This is a genomic window from Nocardia sp. NPDC052112 (genome assembly GCF_040680135.1).
Lineage (GTDB): Bacteria > Actinomycetota > Actinomycetes > Mycobacteriales > Mycobacteriaceae > Nocardia.
Genome location: NZ_JBFAWD010000004.1, coordinates 446,311 through 463,658 on the forward strand (window position 1 = coordinate 446,311; position 17,348 = coordinate 463,658).

Sequence of the window (17,348 nt, forward strand, 5' to 3'; positions counted from 1 at the left end):
CTGATAGCGTGCCGGGAATGCGGCAGAGCCTGGCATTGAGTTGTGAGCGGATCTCCGCTGAACTGCTCGACCACTTCGATGGGGTCGGGATGGTGCGCGGTGAGTACGTGTTCCGCGCGGCCGGGAAATATCCGACACCTGAATCGGTTTCGGGATATCTCGTGCCATATCTGCGGCATATTGCGAAGCGGGCGAGCGGAACGACGATCTGGTATCGCACCATGGAGGCCGATACCGCCGAATGCAATACCCTCGACGGCGTCGAAGAGATCATCGACGAGCCGCATAAACTGCTCGGACTACGCGGCATTCGCCGCGCGCGCCGCTATCCCGGCGCATTCATCGCGGAACTCGAGGGTATTGCGCAGGTGCGCGACGAGGGCGCCGATATCGGCGTGCTTTTTCCCTTCGTCACCTATGTCGACGAATTGCAGTGGGCGATCGAGCAAACCCGGGCCGTGATCGGCGACTGCCCGGTCGCCACCATGATCGAGATTCCGTCGCTGCTGCTCGAGGTCGACCGGGTCGTGACCACCGGAGTGTCACGAGTGGTGATCGGCTGCAATGATCTGTCCTCGCTGCTGCTCGGCCAAGCCCGCGCCACCCTGCGGCCGGTCCGCCCCGTTCCGCCGCTGCTGCGCGCAATCGAACGCGTCACCATGGTCGCCGCCGCCGCCGGAGTGCGCACCGCGGTCGCGGGCTATCTGCATCCGGACCTGCTCGCGGCCTGCGCGAACCTCGGCGTCGACGAATGCGTGCTGCACTACTCCGATCTGCCCGAAGTACTGGGTGAGCAGTTCGCGGACCTGCCGGATCTCGATGTGCTGCAAGCGATCAAGCGCAAGACCCGCGCGGCGATCGCGGTATTCGAGGCGGAGCGGGCGGCCGGTTCCGATCCCGACCACCCGCACGCCCATCAGACGTTGACGCCGTAATCGCGGGCGATGCCCGCGAGCCCGGACGCATACCCCTGACCGATGGCACGGAACTTCCACTCGTTGCCGTACCGGTACAACTCCCCGAACACCATGGCGGTCTCGGTGGACGCATCCTCGGTGAGGTCATACCGGGCCAGCTCGGCGCCCGTGGTCGCGTCGACCACGCGGATATAGGCGTTGCGGATCTGGCCGAACGACTGTCCGCGCGCATCGGCATCGTGAATGGAGACCGGGAAGAAGATATTGGTGATCGTCGGCGGCGTCGCCGCCAGATCGACATTGATCACCTCGTCATCGCCTTCGCCCTCACCGGTGAGATTGTCACCGGTATGTTCGATCGTGCCCTCGGGCGAGCGCAGATTGTTGTAGAACACGAAGTGCTGATCGGACAGCACGCGCTGATTCGACCCGGTGGCGAGCGCGCTCGCATCGAGGTCGTAGTCGGCCCCGGTGGTAGTTCGCACATCCCAACCGAGCCCCACCGCTACCTTGGTGAGGTTGGCGGCCTGCTTCGACAGCGAGACATTTCCGCCTTTGGCCAATGTGACGCTCATGATCCCCTTCCATCCGACGCGTTCGCGCCGCCTTTCATCGCGATTATTACTCTGTACCGGACAGGGTTGTGCCGGTTCAGTTCTGGATATCGGCCCAGGCACGCAATGTCTGCACGCGTCCTTCGAGCGCATGCAATTCGCTCGCGTCGAGTACGGTGCGTTCGATTCCGTGCGCCACGGCGAAGGCCGACTGCCGGTGGTCATCGATGACCTCGACATCGATCTGCACCGCGACATAGTCTGTCGCGCCGGGCATTTCCTCGGCGACAACCCGCGCCTGCCCGCGTGCGCACAGCGCGACATTGCCACCGCCGAGAATCAGCAGTGCGACGTCGGGCCGTTCGCGCAAGCGGGCCAGCGAACCACGATCGAATTTCAGGCTGAGCAGAATCCGCCGGTCACCGGCGCGCACCGGCCAGGACACCGGAATCGCATGCGGCGCTGGATCGGTGGTGACCAGCACTGCGATCGTCTCCTGCGGCCATTCCGGCAGCACGTCCAGTTCGGGATGATCGGAAGTCGCGTGGTCTTGACGTTGCACGGGGCTCACTCCGGCTGCCATGTTCGTCACCTCTTGATCGCTGCAACGCGGCGGGCTGTGCCACGTTGCCTGCAAGTCTAAGGTGCTGTGCGCCTTGTTCGCTGGCGCTGCGACCTTTGTCCGAAGTGCTCACAGGCACCTCTCAGGACACCAATACGGCGTCTCCGGTGATGGGCAGCGCCCTGGTCCAGTCGCGGACCATATCCCCGACACGGATCTCCGTTGACGCGTCATGGCGTCCGTGCTCGCCGATCTGGGTGGCGCCGCGGGCCGTGAGCAGTTCGGCGGCGATCTCCCCGCCGCGGTTGAAGGTATCGCCGTAGACCGAATCGCCGAGCCCGAAGACCGCGAAGGTCAGCCCGGTGAGATCCGGTTTGCGGGCCGCTAGTGCGTCGAAGAAGAATTCGGCGCCGGTCGGTAGTTCACCATCGCCGTAGGTCGAGCAGACGATGATGTGTAAGTCGCCGGTGTCCAGATCGTCGATATCGAAGTCGGTCATGTCGTGGACCGAGACGTCGTGCGCGGCCAGCTCATCAGCCGCGCACTCCGCGGCGGCCTCGGCCGTCCCCATCTCCGAACCGAACAGAATGACTACCCGCACTTCCGCGCTCCTTCCTCGAGATTATCAGGCAAGGCTACCCTAATTTCAATGGGACACGACGGCGAGCCACCTGTCCGGGACACCCCTCGCTCGTCCGGATTGACGGGTCGGCACAGTCGATGCATCATTGCTGTTAGCACCCTGTTCATCAGGGCTTCTCCATTCGCCGGCCGATGTCTGTCCGGCCCGCGTGCTGCTCTCGGTACCGCTCGGCCGCCGCGCCTTGCCCGCACCGACAGCACTACCCCAAGAAGACGCGTTGGCGTCCGGCCGTGAGTGAGGTGAGAACGACATGGTGTACCGATCGTCTGAGACCCGGCTGATCACTTCGTTCCTGCACTACGGCATCGTCCCGAATTTCTGAATTCGGCCGCGCCGGGCACGGTAACCGCAGACGACGTCCATCGACGTCGGGCGCGGCGGCGCCCGGGTGGTAGCGCGGCACCACGGGACATTTCGGCACACACACGGACGTGGGGAGCAGACACATGGTTGATATGGGGGCAAGGAATTCCGGCGCGGTCGATATGGTGGCGTGGCCGACGGCGGGCAATCTCGTCGTCTCCCCCGCGATGCTGGACGACCTGGGCTATCTGCGCGGCGAACTGGCGGCCGCGGAGGTGCCGTTCCTGCTGATACGCGATGGCGAACATCGGCTGGCACTGGCCACGGATACCGCGCACCGGGCAATGGTGCGTCGGGTGACGGCCACCGCCGTCGCCGCGGGATTCGGCTGTGCCGAGGTGCGGCACAATGTCTTCCGGTTGAGTCGCGATGCCGATCCGGCGCACTACGTGGACCTGGAGCTGTGGGAGTACCACGGCGATACCGTCGAATGTCCGCGTCCGAATGCCCTCACCCGCAATGTCTTCGACCTCGCCGATGTCGAGCGTACGGAAGTGCGCCTGTTCGATCGCAATTGGCCGACGCTGACGGATATGTTCGCGCCGTACCCGACCGATGTCGGCTTCGACATCGATCTGGTGTTCTCCTGGGTCGATGGCGCCGATCCCGAATTCCGGGCCCGCCGTGCGGGAATGCTGGCCCAGGTGGTGGTCGGTGAGGGCGATGACGCGGACGCCCGGATCCGCCAGATCGACGAACTGAAGTACGCACTGCGCTCGGTATACAAGAACGCGCCATGGATCCGCCGGATCTTCATCGCGACCGATTCCGCGGTGCCGGAATGGCTCGACGAGCATCCGCGGGTGACGGTGGTGCGCGCGATCGATCACTTCAGCGATACCAGCGAGCTGCCCACCTTCAATTCCCATGCGGTGGAATGCCAACTGCAGCATATCGATGGGCTCAGCGAGCATTTCCTGTACTCGAACGACGATATGTTCTTCGCCCGGCCGGTGCGGCCGTCGATGTTCTTCACCTCGGCCGGGGTGAGCCGGTTCATCGAAGCGGGCACCCGAATCGGACCGGGCCGAAATAACGAGCGGCGCAGCGGTTTCGAAAATGCGGCGCGGGTGAACCGGGAGCTGCTGGCCGGACGATTCGGACATATCATCACCCGGCATCTGGAACACACCCCGGTTCCGCTGCGGCGCAGCGTATTACTCGAGATGGAGCAGGAATTCGCGACCGACTTCGCGCGGACGAGGGCGAGCAGATTCCGTGCGGCCACCGATATTTCGGTGACGAACTCGCTGTACCACTACTACGCGATGCTCACCGGGCGGGCCGTGCCGCAGGAGGTGGCGCGGATGCGCTATGTCGACACCACCAGTCGACGTGGGCTCGCACTGCTCGACGGACTCGCCCGACATCGCGATGTCGATTTCTTCTGCCTCAACGACGGCAGTTTCCCCGAGGTCGCGGAGGCCGACCGGGTGCACGCGGTATCCGAATTCCTCTCCGCGTACTTCCCGGACCGCGCGCCATGGGAACGGGTCAGTGCACGGCCTCGTCATCTTCCGGAGTCTGCGCCTGGCGCCGCATGACCCGCGGGATGCGCGCGGCGGGCGGGATCACGATGCCCTCCTCGGCCAGCTTGCGTGCCGCCGCTTCCGGGGTGGCCGGGACGCCGACGGTCGGACCGCGATCGATCGGGACCACCGAGTGGACGATGGTGTCCGGATAGATGTGCACGTAGTTGAAGGCCTGCGCGCCGTCGCGGCCGCGTAGGCCGCCCTCGGCGACGGCCAGATCCTGGCTGTAGCAGGTCGCCGAGGCGACCGAGACCGGGATGCCCGCGAACGTGGCGCTGGTCGAAAAGTGTAGGTGCCCAGCCAGAATCGCGCGTACATCGCTGCCGTCGAGCACATCGGCCAGCCTGCGCTGATCACGCAGTTCGACGGTGACCGCGAGATCGAGCACGCACGGCACCGGCGGGTGGTGCATCGCCAGAATCGTGCCGAACGGGGCGGGTTCGGCGAGCACCGATCGCAGCCAGGCCAGCTGATCGTCACGGATTTCGCCGTAGTGGTGGCCGGGGACGCTGGTGTCCAGGGCGATGATGCGCAGGCCGTCGATCATGTGCACCCGATCCAGCGGCTTCGTCGACGGGCGCTCGCCGAGCAGGGCCCGGCGCAGTTCGCCGCGATCGTCGTGATTACCGGTGACCCATACGATCGGCGCACACAGTTGGCGGGCGAACGGCTCCACGATGGCGCGCAGCTTCTCGTATGCGTCCGGCTCGCCCATATCGGTGAGGTCACCGGTGAAAACGAGCGCGGTCGGGCGGATGCCGCTGGCCGCGGCCTGGTCGAGCAGCTGTCGAAGACGCTGATCCGCGTCCACGTCGCCGTACAGTTTGCCGTCGCCGGCGATCAAATGGGTATCGCTGAAATGGAACAGCACATGATTCGGTCGCGGATGCTCCGCGACTCTGCTGATGGGCACCGAACCGAACGTCCTTCCCCGGCGGATTTGCCCGCCATTGGCTTCGGGTTCCATCGCCAGGATAGCGAAGACCTATTGACAGACTTCCCGCCGCACGGTGACGACATGCTTGCGGGTAGGTGAGAGTTCGGTGTCATTGCGCCCGGTCAGGGACGACTTACCTCAGCTGGCGCCGAGAGCGTCGGCGGTGCGGAGGGCGTCGAGAACGAGCGGAGTATCGACGGTGAAGGGTTCGTTGTGGATGGTCTCGCCGGGAGCGGTGGCCCGGTCGGCGATGGCGGTCAAGGTTCGATTGTCGGCCTCGGCCAGGCCGAGTGCGGCGAAGGTGGTCGGCAGGCCGACCGACGTGCAGAACTCGAGGACGGTGGAAATCTCTTCGGTGGGGGCGCCTTCCAGCACCAACTGGGTGAGAACACCGAAGGCGACCTTTTCACCGTGCAGGTACGGGTGGGTTTGCACAGCGGCGGTCAGGCCGTTGTGGATGGCGTGCGCGGCGGCGAGGCCGGAGGATTCGAAGCCGAGGCCGGAGAGCAGGGTGTTGGCCTCGACGATGCGTTCCAGGGCCGGGGTGACCGTGTGATTGCGGACCGCGGCGAGGGCATGGGTTCCGTCGGCCAGCAAGGTGTGGTAGCAGAGTTCGGCCAATGCGGTGGCGCTGCGGGTGGAGGCGCCGCCGCGCATATTCCGGACCCGCGCGGCACTGCAGGTCCGCGCCTCGAACCAGGTCGCGAGCGCGTCACCCATCCCCGCGATGAGCAGTCGCGCCGGAGCCTGCGCGACAGCGGAGGTATCGACGAGCACCAATGCCGGATTCCGCCGAACCAGCTGATAGGCCTCGAATTCCCCGGCATCGGTGTAGATCACCGACAACGCGCTGCACGGCGCATCACTGGACGCGGTCGTGGGGCAACTGATCATCGGCAGCTCCAGATCATCGGCCACGGCCCGCGCCGTATCGATCACCTTGCCCCCACCGGCCCCCAACACCACCGTGCTCCCACTCTCCTGTACAGCCGCAGTCACCCGCGTGATCTCGGCCCGACTGCATTCACCCCCGGACCGATGCACCGAATACTCGATCTTCGCCTCGGTCAGCGACTCCTGCCACGTCTGCGCCAACAACCGATAGGCACTGGCCCCCGCCACAATCAACACCGGCCCCCCGATACCCAACCGCGTCATCTCCGCCCCGAGCGCCGCAGTCGCATTCCGCCCCTGCACATAATGCCCCGGCGAAGAAAACACGCCTAACACCTGACGCCTCCCGATCAGTTTGTCGGCCCGTCAGAAGCCGGAGGTATCCAAGGTCAATCCGAACGGTGACGGCAGTTTTACCGGCGCTCCGAAGGGGTGCGGACCGTCGACGACCGCGTAACCGAGGTCATGCGGATCAGCGAACAGAATGCACTCCTGACGCTGTCGATCGACCAGCAGGCACAGCGGCGCACCATACTGGGCATAACGCTTACATTTGATGACACGGTCGGTCTCCGCATTCGAATCCGAGGTCACCTCCACCACCAGCAACGTCTGGTCGGGCAGCAGCGCACCCGCGCCTTCGGCGAGATCGGCCGGGATCACAGCCAAATCTGGCATGTACCAATTCGGCGACCCGGGTAGGTCCAGGTTTCCGGAACCCATCAAGCAGTCCAGCTCGTCGACCCGCGCGTCGAGCTGACGGCGAATCTTGGAAACCACCTTCTCGTGATCCCACATCGGTGACACCAGTACGATCCGCCCCTCGATGACCTGAGCCCATCGATGGTCGATGAGCTGCACCGCGTACTTCAGGGCCGCCTCGTGGTCAACGTCGCCATACGCGATCGGCTGCGCCACGACACCCACCACCCTTCGTCTCGACCCGGTCACAAACCCCTGCTCCCACAGGATAGTCGGCTGGTACGACAGCTCGTGCGCTGTCGCGTTGCTACTGAGCCCAGTACTTACGCCAGTCGGCGGGCGATAGTGGGGTGCGCTCGCCGCGGGCGGCTTCGGCGTTGTCTTCGGTGGCGCGTATTTGTGATCCGAAGGACAGCGTGGCTTTGCGAAGACGTTCTTCGGCGCTGTCTTCGCCGCCCAGGTCGACGGTGCGGAGGGTGTCCGGGATCAGGTCTTCAGGGAGGCCCGCCTTGAGGCTGCGGGAGCGGATCTTTTCGGCAAGGGCGAGGGCGGGCTGGGCCATGGCTATGCCGTCGAGGCAGGAGCGGCGGGACTTTTCGGCGGATTTGCGTTCCTCCCAGGCCTTTTCCTGGGCGGCGATCTTTTCCGCGACGGTGGCCGACGGATCGATGGGCTCGTCGGCGAGGTGGGGGCTGCGGTTGACGAGTTTGGCGACCAGTGCGGCGGCGACATCGTCGACCGTGAATTCGCCTGCCGCCTGGGCGATTCGAGAGTGGAACAGCACCTGCAGCAAGAGGTCGCCGAGTTCTTCCTTGATGGTTTCGGCGTCGTTGTGCTGGATGGCGTCGAGGAGTTCGTAGGTTTCCTCGAGCAGATAGGGACGCAGCGAGTCGTGGGTTTGGGTTACTTCCCAGCCGCCGAACTTCCACAGCCGGTCCATCACGTCGACCGCTCCGGCCAGACCGGCCGCCACCACCGCGGCATCGGTGCGTTCGGACTCCGAGGCGGCACCGATAACCGGCTCGGACTCGCGGTGACCGGTGCCGTTCGCCGGTCCCGCGGCGGCGGCATGACGGGCGGCCCGCAGGACGGCTTCCTCGCGATTGGAGTTCATCGAGCCGCTACCTCGGTGGCGACGCGCAGCTCGACGAAACCCTTCGGCTTGCCGTCCAACTGCAGCAGCAGATCGGCGACGAATTGCAAGAGGACGAGGTCGCGCACCCGGTCCGCACCGACACTGTCCTGCACCCGGGGCAGCGGCAATTGCACAACACCGCTTGCCGCGCGATAGCCCGCGCTCGGATACAGGCGCTTCAAGCGCATCTGCTTGGAATCGGGCAGACTCATCGGTGAAACCTTCAATGTGGTTCCGGTGACCGCGATTTCGGTGACATCGTATTCGCGCGCCAGCAGGCGCAGTTTCGCCACCGACACCAGCCTGCCGACCTCGACGGGCAGCGGTCCGTACCGGTCGACAAGCTCCTCGACGACGGACTCCACCGACGAATCATCTTGCGCCGCAGCAAGTTTGCGATAGGCCTCCAACCGGAGCCGATCGCTGGTGATGTAGTCGGGCGGGATGTGCGCATCCACCGGAAGGTCGATGCGCACCTCCTTGATCTCCTCGGTGGTAATCGGCTTACCGTCGGCGGCGGCCCGATACGCCTCCACCGCCTCACCGACCAGCCGCACGTACAGGTCGAAGCCGACTCCGGCCACATGTCCGGACTGCTCGGCACCCAGCACATTTCCGGCACCGCGGATTTCGAGATCCTTCATGGCCACCGCCATGCCCGCGCCGAGATCCGAATTCTGCGAAATGGTGGCGAGCCGGTCGTAGGCGGTCTCGGTGAGCGGCTTCTCCGGTGGGTAGAGGAAGTAGGCGTACCCGCGCTCACGACTGCGGCCGACGCGCCCACGCAACTGGTGCAGCTGCGAAAGACCGAGGGCGTCGGCGCGTTCCACGATCAACGTATTCGCATTGGAGATATCGAGTCCGGTTTCGATGATGGTGGTGCAGACCAGCACATCGAATTCGCGCTCCCAGAATCCCTGCACGGTCTTCTCGAGCATGTCCTCGTTCATCTGACCGTGCGCGACCACCACCCGCGCCTCGGGCACCAGATCACGAATACGCTTGGCGGCCTTATCGATCGACGAGACCCGGTTGTGCACGTAGAAGACCTGGCCGTCCCGCAGCAGTTCCCGCCGAATGGCCGCGGTGACCTGCTTGTCGTTGTACCCGCCGACATAGGTGAGCACCGGATGCCGCTCCTCCGGCGGCGTCAGGATGGTCGACATCTCCCGAATGCCCGCCAGACTCATCTCCAAGGTGCGCGGAATCGGCGTTGCGGACATCGTCAGCACATCGACGTGGGTGCGCAGAGCCTTGATGTGCTCCTTGTGCTCGACACCGAAACGCTGTTCCTCGTCCACGACGACCAGGCCGAGATCCTTCCACCGCACACCGGTCTGCAGCAGCCGGTGCGTACCGACCACGATATCGACGGCTCCGTCGGCCATCCCCTCCAGCACGGCACGGGATTCGCCCGGATCGGTGAAACGGGACAGACCCTTCACCGTGACCGGGAATCCGGAGACGCGTTCGGTGAAGGTCTGCAGATGCTGTTGCGCCAGCAGCGTTGTCGGCACCAGCACGACGACCTGCTTACCGTCCTGCACCGCCTTGAACGCGGCGCGTACGGCGATCTCGGTCTTGCCATAGCCGACGTCACCACAGACGACGCGGTCCATCGGGACCGCCTTCTCCATATCGGACTTCACTTCGGCGATGGCGGTCATCTGGTCGACGGTTTCGGTGAACGCGAACGCGTCCTCCATCTCCTTCTGCCAGGGGCTGTCCGGACCGAACGCATGTCCGGGCGCGGCCTGCCGCGCCGCATACAGCTGCACCAGCTCACCGGCGATCTCGCGTACCGCCTTGCGCGCCTTGCGTTTCGTATTCGCCCAGTCGGACCCGCCGAGTTTGGACAGACTCGGCATCTCGCCACCGACATAGCGCGAGAGCTGATCCAGTGATTCCATCGGCACGAACAGCCGGTCACCGGGTTGACCGCGCTTCCCGGGCGCATATTCGATGACCAGGTATTCCCGCCGCGCCCCGCCGACGGTGCGCTCGATCATCTCCACGAACCGGCCGATGCCGTGCTGATCGTGCACCACCATATCGCCGGCGTTCAGCGCCAGCGGATCGACTTGGTTGCGGCGCTTGGCCGGTAGCCGCTTACCCTCCGCGGGCGCGGTGACCCGATTACCGGTGAGGTCGGATTCGGCGACGACAACCAGACCGGCGTCGTCGAAGACCAATCCGTCGTGCAGCGAACCGCACAGCACACCGACCAGTCCGGGCGTCGGCTCGGCGCCGACGGTCAAGAGCGCCGCGGGCACGTCGGCATCCGAGAGCCGTTCCAGAATGCGATGCGCCGTACCGTGACCCGCGACCACCACGACCGCGCGACCACCGGTCAGCACATGCGCGCGCAATGACGCGAAGATCGTCGCCACCAGCTCGTCGGAACCGCGCGCGGCCGGACCGGCCAGCACCGGCAGCACCACCTCGGCGGGATCACCGGAGGTCAGCGGGCTCAGCGTCCACCAGGGCAGACCGAGTGCGTTTGCGCTGTCATGGATTTCGGGCAGCGCCCGGTAACCGGAGGCGGCCAGATCGAGCCCGTGCCCACCGAGCGGCGCCGCACCGCCGAACGAGGCCGCGGTCCACGATGCCTCCAGGAACTCCTCACCGGTGCGCACCAAATCGGCCGCGCGCGTGCGGATCTTCTCCGGATCACACAGCAGCAGCTGGGTCCCGTCCGGCAGAACCTCGGTGAGCAGCCGCAATTCGCCGGGCTGCAGCACCGGCAGCAGGGCCTCCATACCCTCGACCGGAATGCCCTCGGCCAGTTTCTCCAACATCTCGACCAGCGCGGCATCGGCGGCATTGGCCACCGCGACCTCGGCGGCGCGCTCACGAACGGCGCGGGTGAGCAATAGTTCTCGACACGGCGGCGCGACGACCACATCCACCGTCACCTCGGTCAGCGAGCGTTGGTCGGCGACCGCGAAGGGCCGCAGCTCGGTCACCTCGTCGCCCCAGAACTCCACGCGCACCGGATGATCCGCGGTCGGCGGGAACAGATCGAGGATGCCGCCGCGCACCGCGAACTCACCGCGCTTGCCGACCATATCGACGCGGGTGTAGGCGAATTCGATCAGACGCAACAGCAATTCGTCGAAATCGAATTCGGCACCGACGCGCAGCACGATCGGTTCGATATCACCGAGGCTCGCGGCCATCGGCTGCATCAGGGAGCGAACGGTCGTCACCACGACCCGCAACGGTTCCGGGAATACCGGATCCTCCGGATGCGCCAGCCGGCGCAGCACCTCGAGCCTGCGGCCAACGGTGTCGGCACCCGGCGACAGCCGCTCATGCGGCAGCGTCTCCCACGACGGGAACTGCGCGACCGCCGCGCCGAGGATTTCCTCGAGCTCGACCGTCAGATCATCGGCTTCCCGCCCGGTCGCCGTCACCACCACCAGCGGCCGCTGAGTCGCGATCGTCGCCGCGACGAACGGCCGCACCGCCGACGGCCCGACCAGCTCGACCGGCGACTTCCCGACCAGGTCGGCGACGGTACGCATGGCCGAATCGGCCCCGGCCACCGCGGCCAGTCCGGCAAGGGGTGGACGGTGGGTGGACATCAACACACTCCTGAGCTCAGGCGGGGTTTTCAAGACGGAAACCGAGTCTAATCACCGCCGCTCCCCCGCCTCCCCGAGCCTCATGCCGGTCGTAGGTGCCACGTCACTGTCGTCCCGGGCCGGCGGTGAAGCGGATGGTCGAGTTCTGGGCGTACCCGACGAGTTACCCATGTGCTCACGAAATCAGTCGGCAACAGACAACCTACCAATGCACGGTGACACTGTTGCCGACATGCAGGGTGTGGACCGACCTACGGCACGTAGCGGCGTAGGCGGCGGGCGGCGAATTCGCGGAAGTAGGAGAGCTTCTCCGGTGGAACGATCGACGGCAAGAGGAAGTACCAGGCGCGTTCCATTCGCGTCGCCATCTGATCGATCGAATCGGTGCCGACCGCCGTGATGTGCACACCAGCGGTCATTTCCTGCAGTAGCAAGCCGATCACCTCGGCGTCCAGATCGGCCTCGAGGTCGCCCTGGGCGATGGCCCGCTCGGCTAGTACGCGGTAGGTATCACCCCAGGTCTTGGCGATATTGTCGCCCTGGGCGCCGCGGTAGTCGCCGATCTGATGAGTCAGCTTGAGCATCGCGCCGACCATCGGATCGTTCATGGATAGGTCCGCGACGACATAAGTGATCCCGATACATGCCTCGAGCGCGGGCACTCTCGGATCGAAGAATCCCTGACACGAACTGACCAGGCGCTCATTGCCCTGGTCGACCACGGCGCGCGCCAACTCTTCCTTCGAACCGAAGTGAAAGTACAAGGCGCCCTTGGTCACGTTCGACTGCGCGATGATCTCGCTCAGGCTCGCATTCGCATACCCCAAGCGCAGAAAGACATCGGCAGCGCCCGCCAGGACCGAATCGCGGGTGATCTCCGCGCGCGCTTGCCTAGCCATCAGATCCGCCTGTCATCCTTAAAACCAGCCATCCTGAAGTAGACCGACATCCCGAAGTAGACCGACTTACCGCTCGAACAGCACCCTGAGGATGGGTGAACCGTACCACCAGGTGAGCGCCCGCCAGCGAATTCGAGCATTCGGACGGGCACAGTGCGCAATTCACTGGCTACCAATGCGGTCAGTCCTCCGTGCCCGCACGCCATTCCGAGCTCAACTGCGGGTCGGCTTCCAGATGACTGAGTCCGTTCCAGCACAGGTTCACCAGATGTGCCGCCACAACCTCTTTCGACGGTTTCCGCTCGTCCAACCACCAGGTCGCGGCGGTCGAGACCATGCCGACCAGTGCTTGCGCGTACAAACCGGTCAGACTGGTATCGAAGCCGCGCCGCTCGAAGTCCCCGGCGAGAATATGCGCGACCTGATTGGTGGCCTCGTTCAGCAGGCTCGAATAGCGGCCCTCCGCGGTGGCTGCGGGCTGGTCGCGCACCAGGATTCGGAATCCGTCGGTGCGCTCCTCGATATAGGTCAGCAGGGCGAGCGCTACCCGTTCGAGCCGGATCCTGGACCGATTCTGCGTAAGCGAGGAGGTGATCATGTCCAGCAGCATCGACATCTCGCGGTCCACGACCACGGCGTAGAGCCCCTCCTTGCCGCCGAAGTGTTCGTACACCACGGGTTTGGAGACCTGGGCCCGCTGCGCGATCTCCTCGATCGAAGTCGCGTCGTAACCTCGCTCGGCGAACAATGCGCGACCGATCTCGATCAACTGCTGTCGCCGCTGTGTTCCCGTCATCCGCGGTCGGGACACCTTGGGCGGCTCACTCGAAGACACCGTCCCGCCTCCTCGCGCATGCCAATAGTCGTCGGCCCCAACTGTTCCAGACAGCTCCAGCTCCCCTGCCGTCACCCCCGTCCACCAGAGCGACAACCGATCTCGCACGAACATGGGTAACTCGTCGGGCACACCCAGAATCCAGCCCCCACCTGGCCGCCGGCCCGCGACGGAAACAAGTCGAGGCACCCGACGACCAGCAAAAGTTCCGGGAGGCGGGAGAGCATCGGCCCAGATAACGCGACCGGTGCGGACAGATTGCGGCGACGGGTACGCACTAATTCGGCAAAGCAGTTCGACGAATGGGAGGTCTTCATGCGAGGATTCATGCCGTGCCGCTGGCGCAGCGGCGGGTTCCGCAGATCCGCCGGTGTGACAATCCGCCGTAGTGTAATGGCAGCACCTCTGATTTTGGTTCAGATAGTTCAGGTTCGAGTCCTGGCGGCGGAGCACATCGGCACGATGGCTTATCGTTGGCCGCGCACATCGCTGAACAAGCACGACGACAGCGCTGACCAAGCACGACGACAGCCCAAGCACGATGACAGGCAGCCGAGGGAGATCCATGCCACAGCAGACCGCCGTCGTCGTTCTCGCAGCCGGTGCCGGGACGCGAATGCGGTCTAAGACTCCTAAGGTGCTGCATTCGCTGGCCGGTCGAAGCATGCTCGCGCACGCGCTGCATGCGGCCAACGAGATCGACCCCGCGTTCCTCATCACCGTGGTAGGACACGATCGGGAACAAGTCGGCGCCGCGGTCGCCGCCGTCGCCACCGAACTCGGCCGCGACATCACCACCGCCATCCAGGAACAACAGCTCGGAACCGGCCACGCGGTGCAGTGCGCGCTTGCGGCGGTTCCCGAGGATTTCACCGGTGACCTGCTGGTCACCTCCGCCGATGTGCCGCTGCTCGACGGGCACACCCTGTCCGCGCTGCTCGACGAGCACCGCAGCTATACCGAACGCTCCGCGGTCACCGTGCTCACCTTCGAACCGGACGACCCGAACGGCTACGGCCGCATCGTCCGCAATGCCGACGGCCAGGTCACCGAAATCGTCGAACATGCCGACGCCACCCCGGAGCAGTCGGCGATCACCGAGGTCAACTCGGGTGTCTACGCCTTCGACGCGACCGTGCTGCGCACCATGATCGGACGCCTGTCCACCGCCAATGCCCAGCACGAGCTGTACCTGACCGATGTGCTGCGACTGGCCCGCGAGGCCGGACATCCGGTGCACGGCGCACGCCTGCTCGACTCGGCCAAGGTCACCGGCGTCAACGACCGGGTGCAGATGTCGGAGGCCGCGCGCACCCTCAACCGCTACATCCTCGAACGGCATATGCGCGCCGGGGTCACGATCATCGATCCCGCGACCACCTGGGTCGACGCGAGCGTGCGAATCGCGAGGGACGCCGAGATCCGGCCGGGAGTGCAGTTGCTCGGCGGCACCGTCATCGGTGAGGACGCGGTAATCGGACCGGATTCCACGCTCACCGATGTCATCGTCGGCGAGGGCGCGCATGTTGTCCGCACCCACGGTGATCAGGCCGTGATTGGTCCCGGTGCGAATATCGGACCGTTCAGCTATCTGCGGCCCGGCACCGTTGTCGGCGATTCCGGGAAGCTCGGCGCATTCGTCGAAACCAAGAACGCATCCATCGGCGCGCACTCCAAGGTGCCGCACCTCACTTATGTCGGCGATGCCACCATCGGTGAGCACAGCAACATCGGCGCCTCCAGCGTTTTCGTCAATTACGACGGAGTGAAAAAGCATCACACCGTCGTCGGATCACATGTGCGGACCGGCAGCGACACCATGTTCGTCGCGCCGGTGACGGTGGGTGACGGCGCGTATACGGCGGCAGGTACTGTGCTGCGTAGAAACGTTCCGCCGGGGGCACTCGCGGTTTCAGGTGGGCCACAGAAAAACATTGAGGGCTGGGTGCAGCGCAACCGTCCGGGGACGGACGCGGCACGGGCGGCGGCGGAAGCCATCGCCACCAAAGAGATGTCCGGTCAGGCAATCGAGCAAAAGGATGGCAAACAGCAGTGACCGCGTCATGGATCGACAACCAGAAGAACCTGATGCTCTTCTCGGGACGCGCTCATCCTGAGCTGGCCGAGCAGGTGGCCAAGGAACTCGACGTCCACGTCACCCCGCAGACCGCGCGCGACTTCGCCAACGGCGAGATCTTCGTCCGGTTCGAGGAGTCCGTGCGTGGCTCGGATGCCTTTGTGCTGCAGAGCTTCCCGGCTCCGCTGAACCAGTGGCTGATGGAACAGCTCATCATGATCGACGCGCTCAAGCGCGGTTCGGCCAAGCGGATCACCGCGGTGCTGCCGTTCTACCCCTACGCCCGGCAGGACAAGAAGCACCGCGGCCGCGAGCCCATCTCGGCCCGCCTGGTCGCCGATCTGCTGAAGACCGCGGGCGCGGACCGCATCATCACCGTCGACCTGCACACCGATCAGATCCAGGGCTTCTTCGACGGCCCGGTAGATCACATGCACGCACAGCTGCAGCTGGCCGAGTACGTGCGCAACAATTACAGCCTCGAGCACATCACCGTGGTCTCCCCCGATTCCGGTCGGGTGCGCGTCGCGGAGAAGTGGGCCGACTCGCTCGGCGGTTCGCCACTGGCCTTCATCCACAAGACCCGCGACCCGCTGGTACCGAATCAGATCAAGGCCAACCGCGTGGTCGGTGAGGTCGAGGGCCGCACCTGCATCCTGATCGACGACATGATCGACACCGGTGGCACCATCGCGGGCGCGGTCAAGGTGCTCAAGGCGGCCGGTGCCGGTGATGTGGTCATCGCCGCGACGCACGGCGTACTGAGCGATCCGGCCGCCGAGCGCCTGGCCACCTGTGGCGCCAAGGAGGTCGTGGTCACCAATACGCTGCCGATCAGCGAGGAGAAGAAGTTCCCGCAGCTGACCGTGCTGTCGATCGCGCCGTTGCTGGCCCGCACGATTCGCGAGGTCTTCGAGAACGGTTCGGTCACCGGACTCTTCAACGGCAACGCTTGACCGGCAGGTACTGCGTGGGACGTTTGTAAGATGGCGGCTCGGACACTGTTCGGGCCGCCATCGCCTTGTCGGGCGTATTCCCAGGGGGCCATGAGAAGGGGGAGCCGCCATGACTACACCGCAAGATCCTCGACCGAACGTCGATCTCGGGAAGTCGCAGGACCCGCCGGCTGCGGAGCCGACGCAGGTCGCCCAGCCACGGGACAACGTGGACGCGACCAAGGTCTGGTCGGCGGAGCCGGGTGTCGATCCGACGCCGATTGATCAACCAGGACAACCGTTTTCGCCGGAAAACCCACCACCGTACACCCCACCCGCCGGGTATCGGCAGCCCACCGCCTACCCACCGCCACCCCCATATCCACCGAGCTACCCGCAAGCCGGTCCTTACGTCGGACAACCCGGCTATCCGCACCCGCCTGGTGCGTATCCGAGTTATCCGTACCAGCCCTACACGTCGCCTCGGCAATCCGATGTCCCGATCTTCTCGATCATCAGCTTCTCGTGCCTGGCGGCGACCGCACTGTCGGTCGTGCTGTTCTGCGGACTGCCTATCGTGATCACCGGACCGGCGGGCATCGTCCTCGGCATCATCGGCCACAACAAGGGCGAATCGCTCGGCAAGTGGGCGGCCATCGCCAACGGCGCGGTACTGGCGATCGCGGTCGTCCTGGTCATCGCCTTCGTCGGGTTCCTCGGGGCCTTCAGCTGACCCGGTGCGCAGGCGGACCCCGTTTGCCACCGATATCGAGGGG

At 65.2% G+C, this 17,348-nt stretch carries 15 protein-coding genes and 1 tRNA gene; 6 read left to right on the plus strand and 10 right to left on the minus strand.

Going from position 1 to position 17,348, the window contains the following annotated elements:
• The first annotated feature begins 17 nt into the window (after nt 1–17).
• A complete protein-coding gene (locus AB0L58_RS10470) occupies nt 18–935 on the plus strand; it encodes a putative PEP-binding protein (RefSeq protein ID WP_364384264.1) in 918 nt (305 codons plus the stop codon).
• On the opposite strand, the gene AB0L58_RS10475 is transcribed toward AB0L58_RS10470, so the two are convergent.
• From AB0L58_RS10475 to AB0L58_RS10485, 3 genes are all read right to left on the minus strand, one after another.
• Nucleotides 917–1,492, minus strand: coding sequence for a TerD family protein (locus AB0L58_RS10475; RefSeq protein ID WP_364384267.1), 576 nt, complete (start codon nt 1,490–1,492; stop codon nt 917–919). The two genes, AB0L58_RS10470 and AB0L58_RS10475, sit on opposite strands and share 19 nt — an antisense overlap.
• A gap of 76 nt (nt 1,493–1,568) precedes the next feature.
• On the minus strand, nt 1,569–2,054 hold the full coding sequence (locus tag AB0L58_RS10480; protein WP_364384270.1) for a hypothetical protein: 486 nt from the start codon (nt 2,052–2,054) through the stop codon (nt 1,569–1,571).
• Nucleotides 2,055–2,175: 121 nt separating this feature from the next.
• Entirely contained in the window at nt 2,176–2,634 is a 459-nt protein-coding gene (locus tag AB0L58_RS10485; RefSeq protein WP_364384273.1) for a flavodoxin domain-containing protein, read from the minus strand.
• A 527-nt stretch (nt 2,635–3,161) separates the two neighbouring features.
• Between AB0L58_RS10485 and AB0L58_RS10490 the strand changes: the two genes are divergently transcribed.
• Nucleotides 3,162–4,583, plus strand: a complete 1,422-nt coding sequence (locus tag AB0L58_RS10490) for a stealth family protein (protein WP_364384597.1) — start codon at nt 3,162–3,164, stop codon at nt 4,581–4,583.
• On the opposite strand, the gene AB0L58_RS10495 is transcribed toward AB0L58_RS10490, so the two are convergent.
• The 7 genes from AB0L58_RS10495 to AB0L58_RS10525 all read right to left on the minus strand — a co-directional run bounded on the left by AB0L58_RS10495 (nt 4,534) and on the right by AB0L58_RS10525 (nt 13,521).
• Complete coding sequence (locus AB0L58_RS10495) at nt 4,534–5,484, minus strand: phosphodiesterase (protein ID WP_364384276.1); 951 nt, start codon at nt 5,482–5,484, stop codon at nt 4,534–4,536. The genes AB0L58_RS10490 and AB0L58_RS10495 overlap by 50 nt on opposite strands.
• Before the next feature lie 162 nt (nt 5,485–5,646).
• The gene (locus AB0L58_RS10500) at nt 5,647–6,729 is read right to left on the minus strand and encodes a glycerol dehydrogenase (RefSeq protein WP_364384279.1); all 1,083 of its coding nucleotides are present in this window, start codon (nt 6,727–6,729) and stop codon (nt 5,647–5,649) included.
• A 39-nt stretch (nt 6,730–6,768) separates the two neighbouring features.
• On the minus strand, nt 6,769–7,320 hold the full coding sequence (locus tag AB0L58_RS10505; protein ID WP_364384282.1) for a Uma2 family endonuclease: 552 nt from the start codon (nt 7,318–7,320) through the stop codon (nt 6,769–6,771).
• Nucleotides 7,321–7,411: 91 nt separating this feature from the next.
• Nucleotides 7,412–8,044 (minus strand): MazG family protein, encoded by a 633-nt coding sequence (locus AB0L58_RS10510; RefSeq protein ID WP_364384599.1) that lies wholly within the window; start codon nt 8,042–8,044, stop codon nt 7,412–7,414.
• Between the two features lie 170 nt (nt 8,045–8,214).
• Nucleotides 8,215–11,826, minus strand: a complete 3,612-nt coding sequence (gene mfd, locus AB0L58_RS10515) for a transcription-repair coupling factor (protein ID WP_364384285.1) — start codon at nt 11,824–11,826, stop codon at nt 8,215–8,217.
• 251 nt (nt 11,827–12,077) lie between these two features.
• Nucleotides 12,078–12,725 (minus strand): TetR/AcrR family transcriptional regulator, encoded by a 648-nt coding sequence (locus AB0L58_RS10520; protein ID WP_364384288.1) that lies wholly within the window; start codon nt 12,723–12,725, stop codon nt 12,078–12,080.
• 181 nt (nt 12,726–12,906) lie between these two features.
• Nucleotides 12,907–13,521: a TetR/AcrR family transcriptional regulator gene (locus AB0L58_RS10525; RefSeq protein ID WP_364384602.1), complete on the minus strand. Its 615-nt coding sequence runs from the start codon at nt 13,519–13,521 to the stop codon at nt 12,907–12,909.
• A 418-nt stretch (nt 13,522–13,939) separates the two neighbouring features.
• On the opposite strand from AB0L58_RS10525, the gene AB0L58_RS10530 reads away from it, so the two are divergent.
• The 4 genes from AB0L58_RS10530 (at nt 13,940) to AB0L58_RS10545 (ending at nt 17,305) form a co-directional block, all read left to right on the plus strand.
• A tRNA-Gln gene (locus AB0L58_RS10530) sits at nt 13,940–14,010 on the plus strand.
• Between the two features lie 115 nt (nt 14,011–14,125).
• Nucleotides 14,126–15,616: a bifunctional UDP-N-acetylglucosamine diphosphorylase/glucosamine-1-phosphate N-acetyltransferase GlmU gene (glmU, locus tag AB0L58_RS10535; RefSeq protein ID WP_364384291.1), complete on the plus strand. Its 1,491-nt coding sequence runs from the start codon at nt 14,126–14,128 to the stop codon at nt 15,614–15,616.
• Nucleotides 15,613–16,593 carry a ribose-phosphate diphosphokinase gene (locus tag AB0L58_RS10540; RefSeq protein WP_364384294.1) on the plus strand — a complete coding sequence of 327 codons (981 nt, stop codon included), beginning with the start codon at nt 15,613–15,615 and terminating at the stop codon, nt 16,591–16,593. The genes glmU and AB0L58_RS10540 overlap by 4 nt, the downstream gene beginning before the upstream one ends.
• Nucleotides 16,594–16,702: 109 nt before the next feature.
• Nucleotides 16,703–17,305: a hypothetical protein gene (locus tag AB0L58_RS10545; protein WP_364384297.1), complete on the plus strand. Its 603-nt coding sequence runs from the start codon at nt 16,703–16,705 to the stop codon at nt 17,303–17,305.
• The last annotated feature ends 43 nt before the right edge of the window (nt 17,306–17,348 follow it).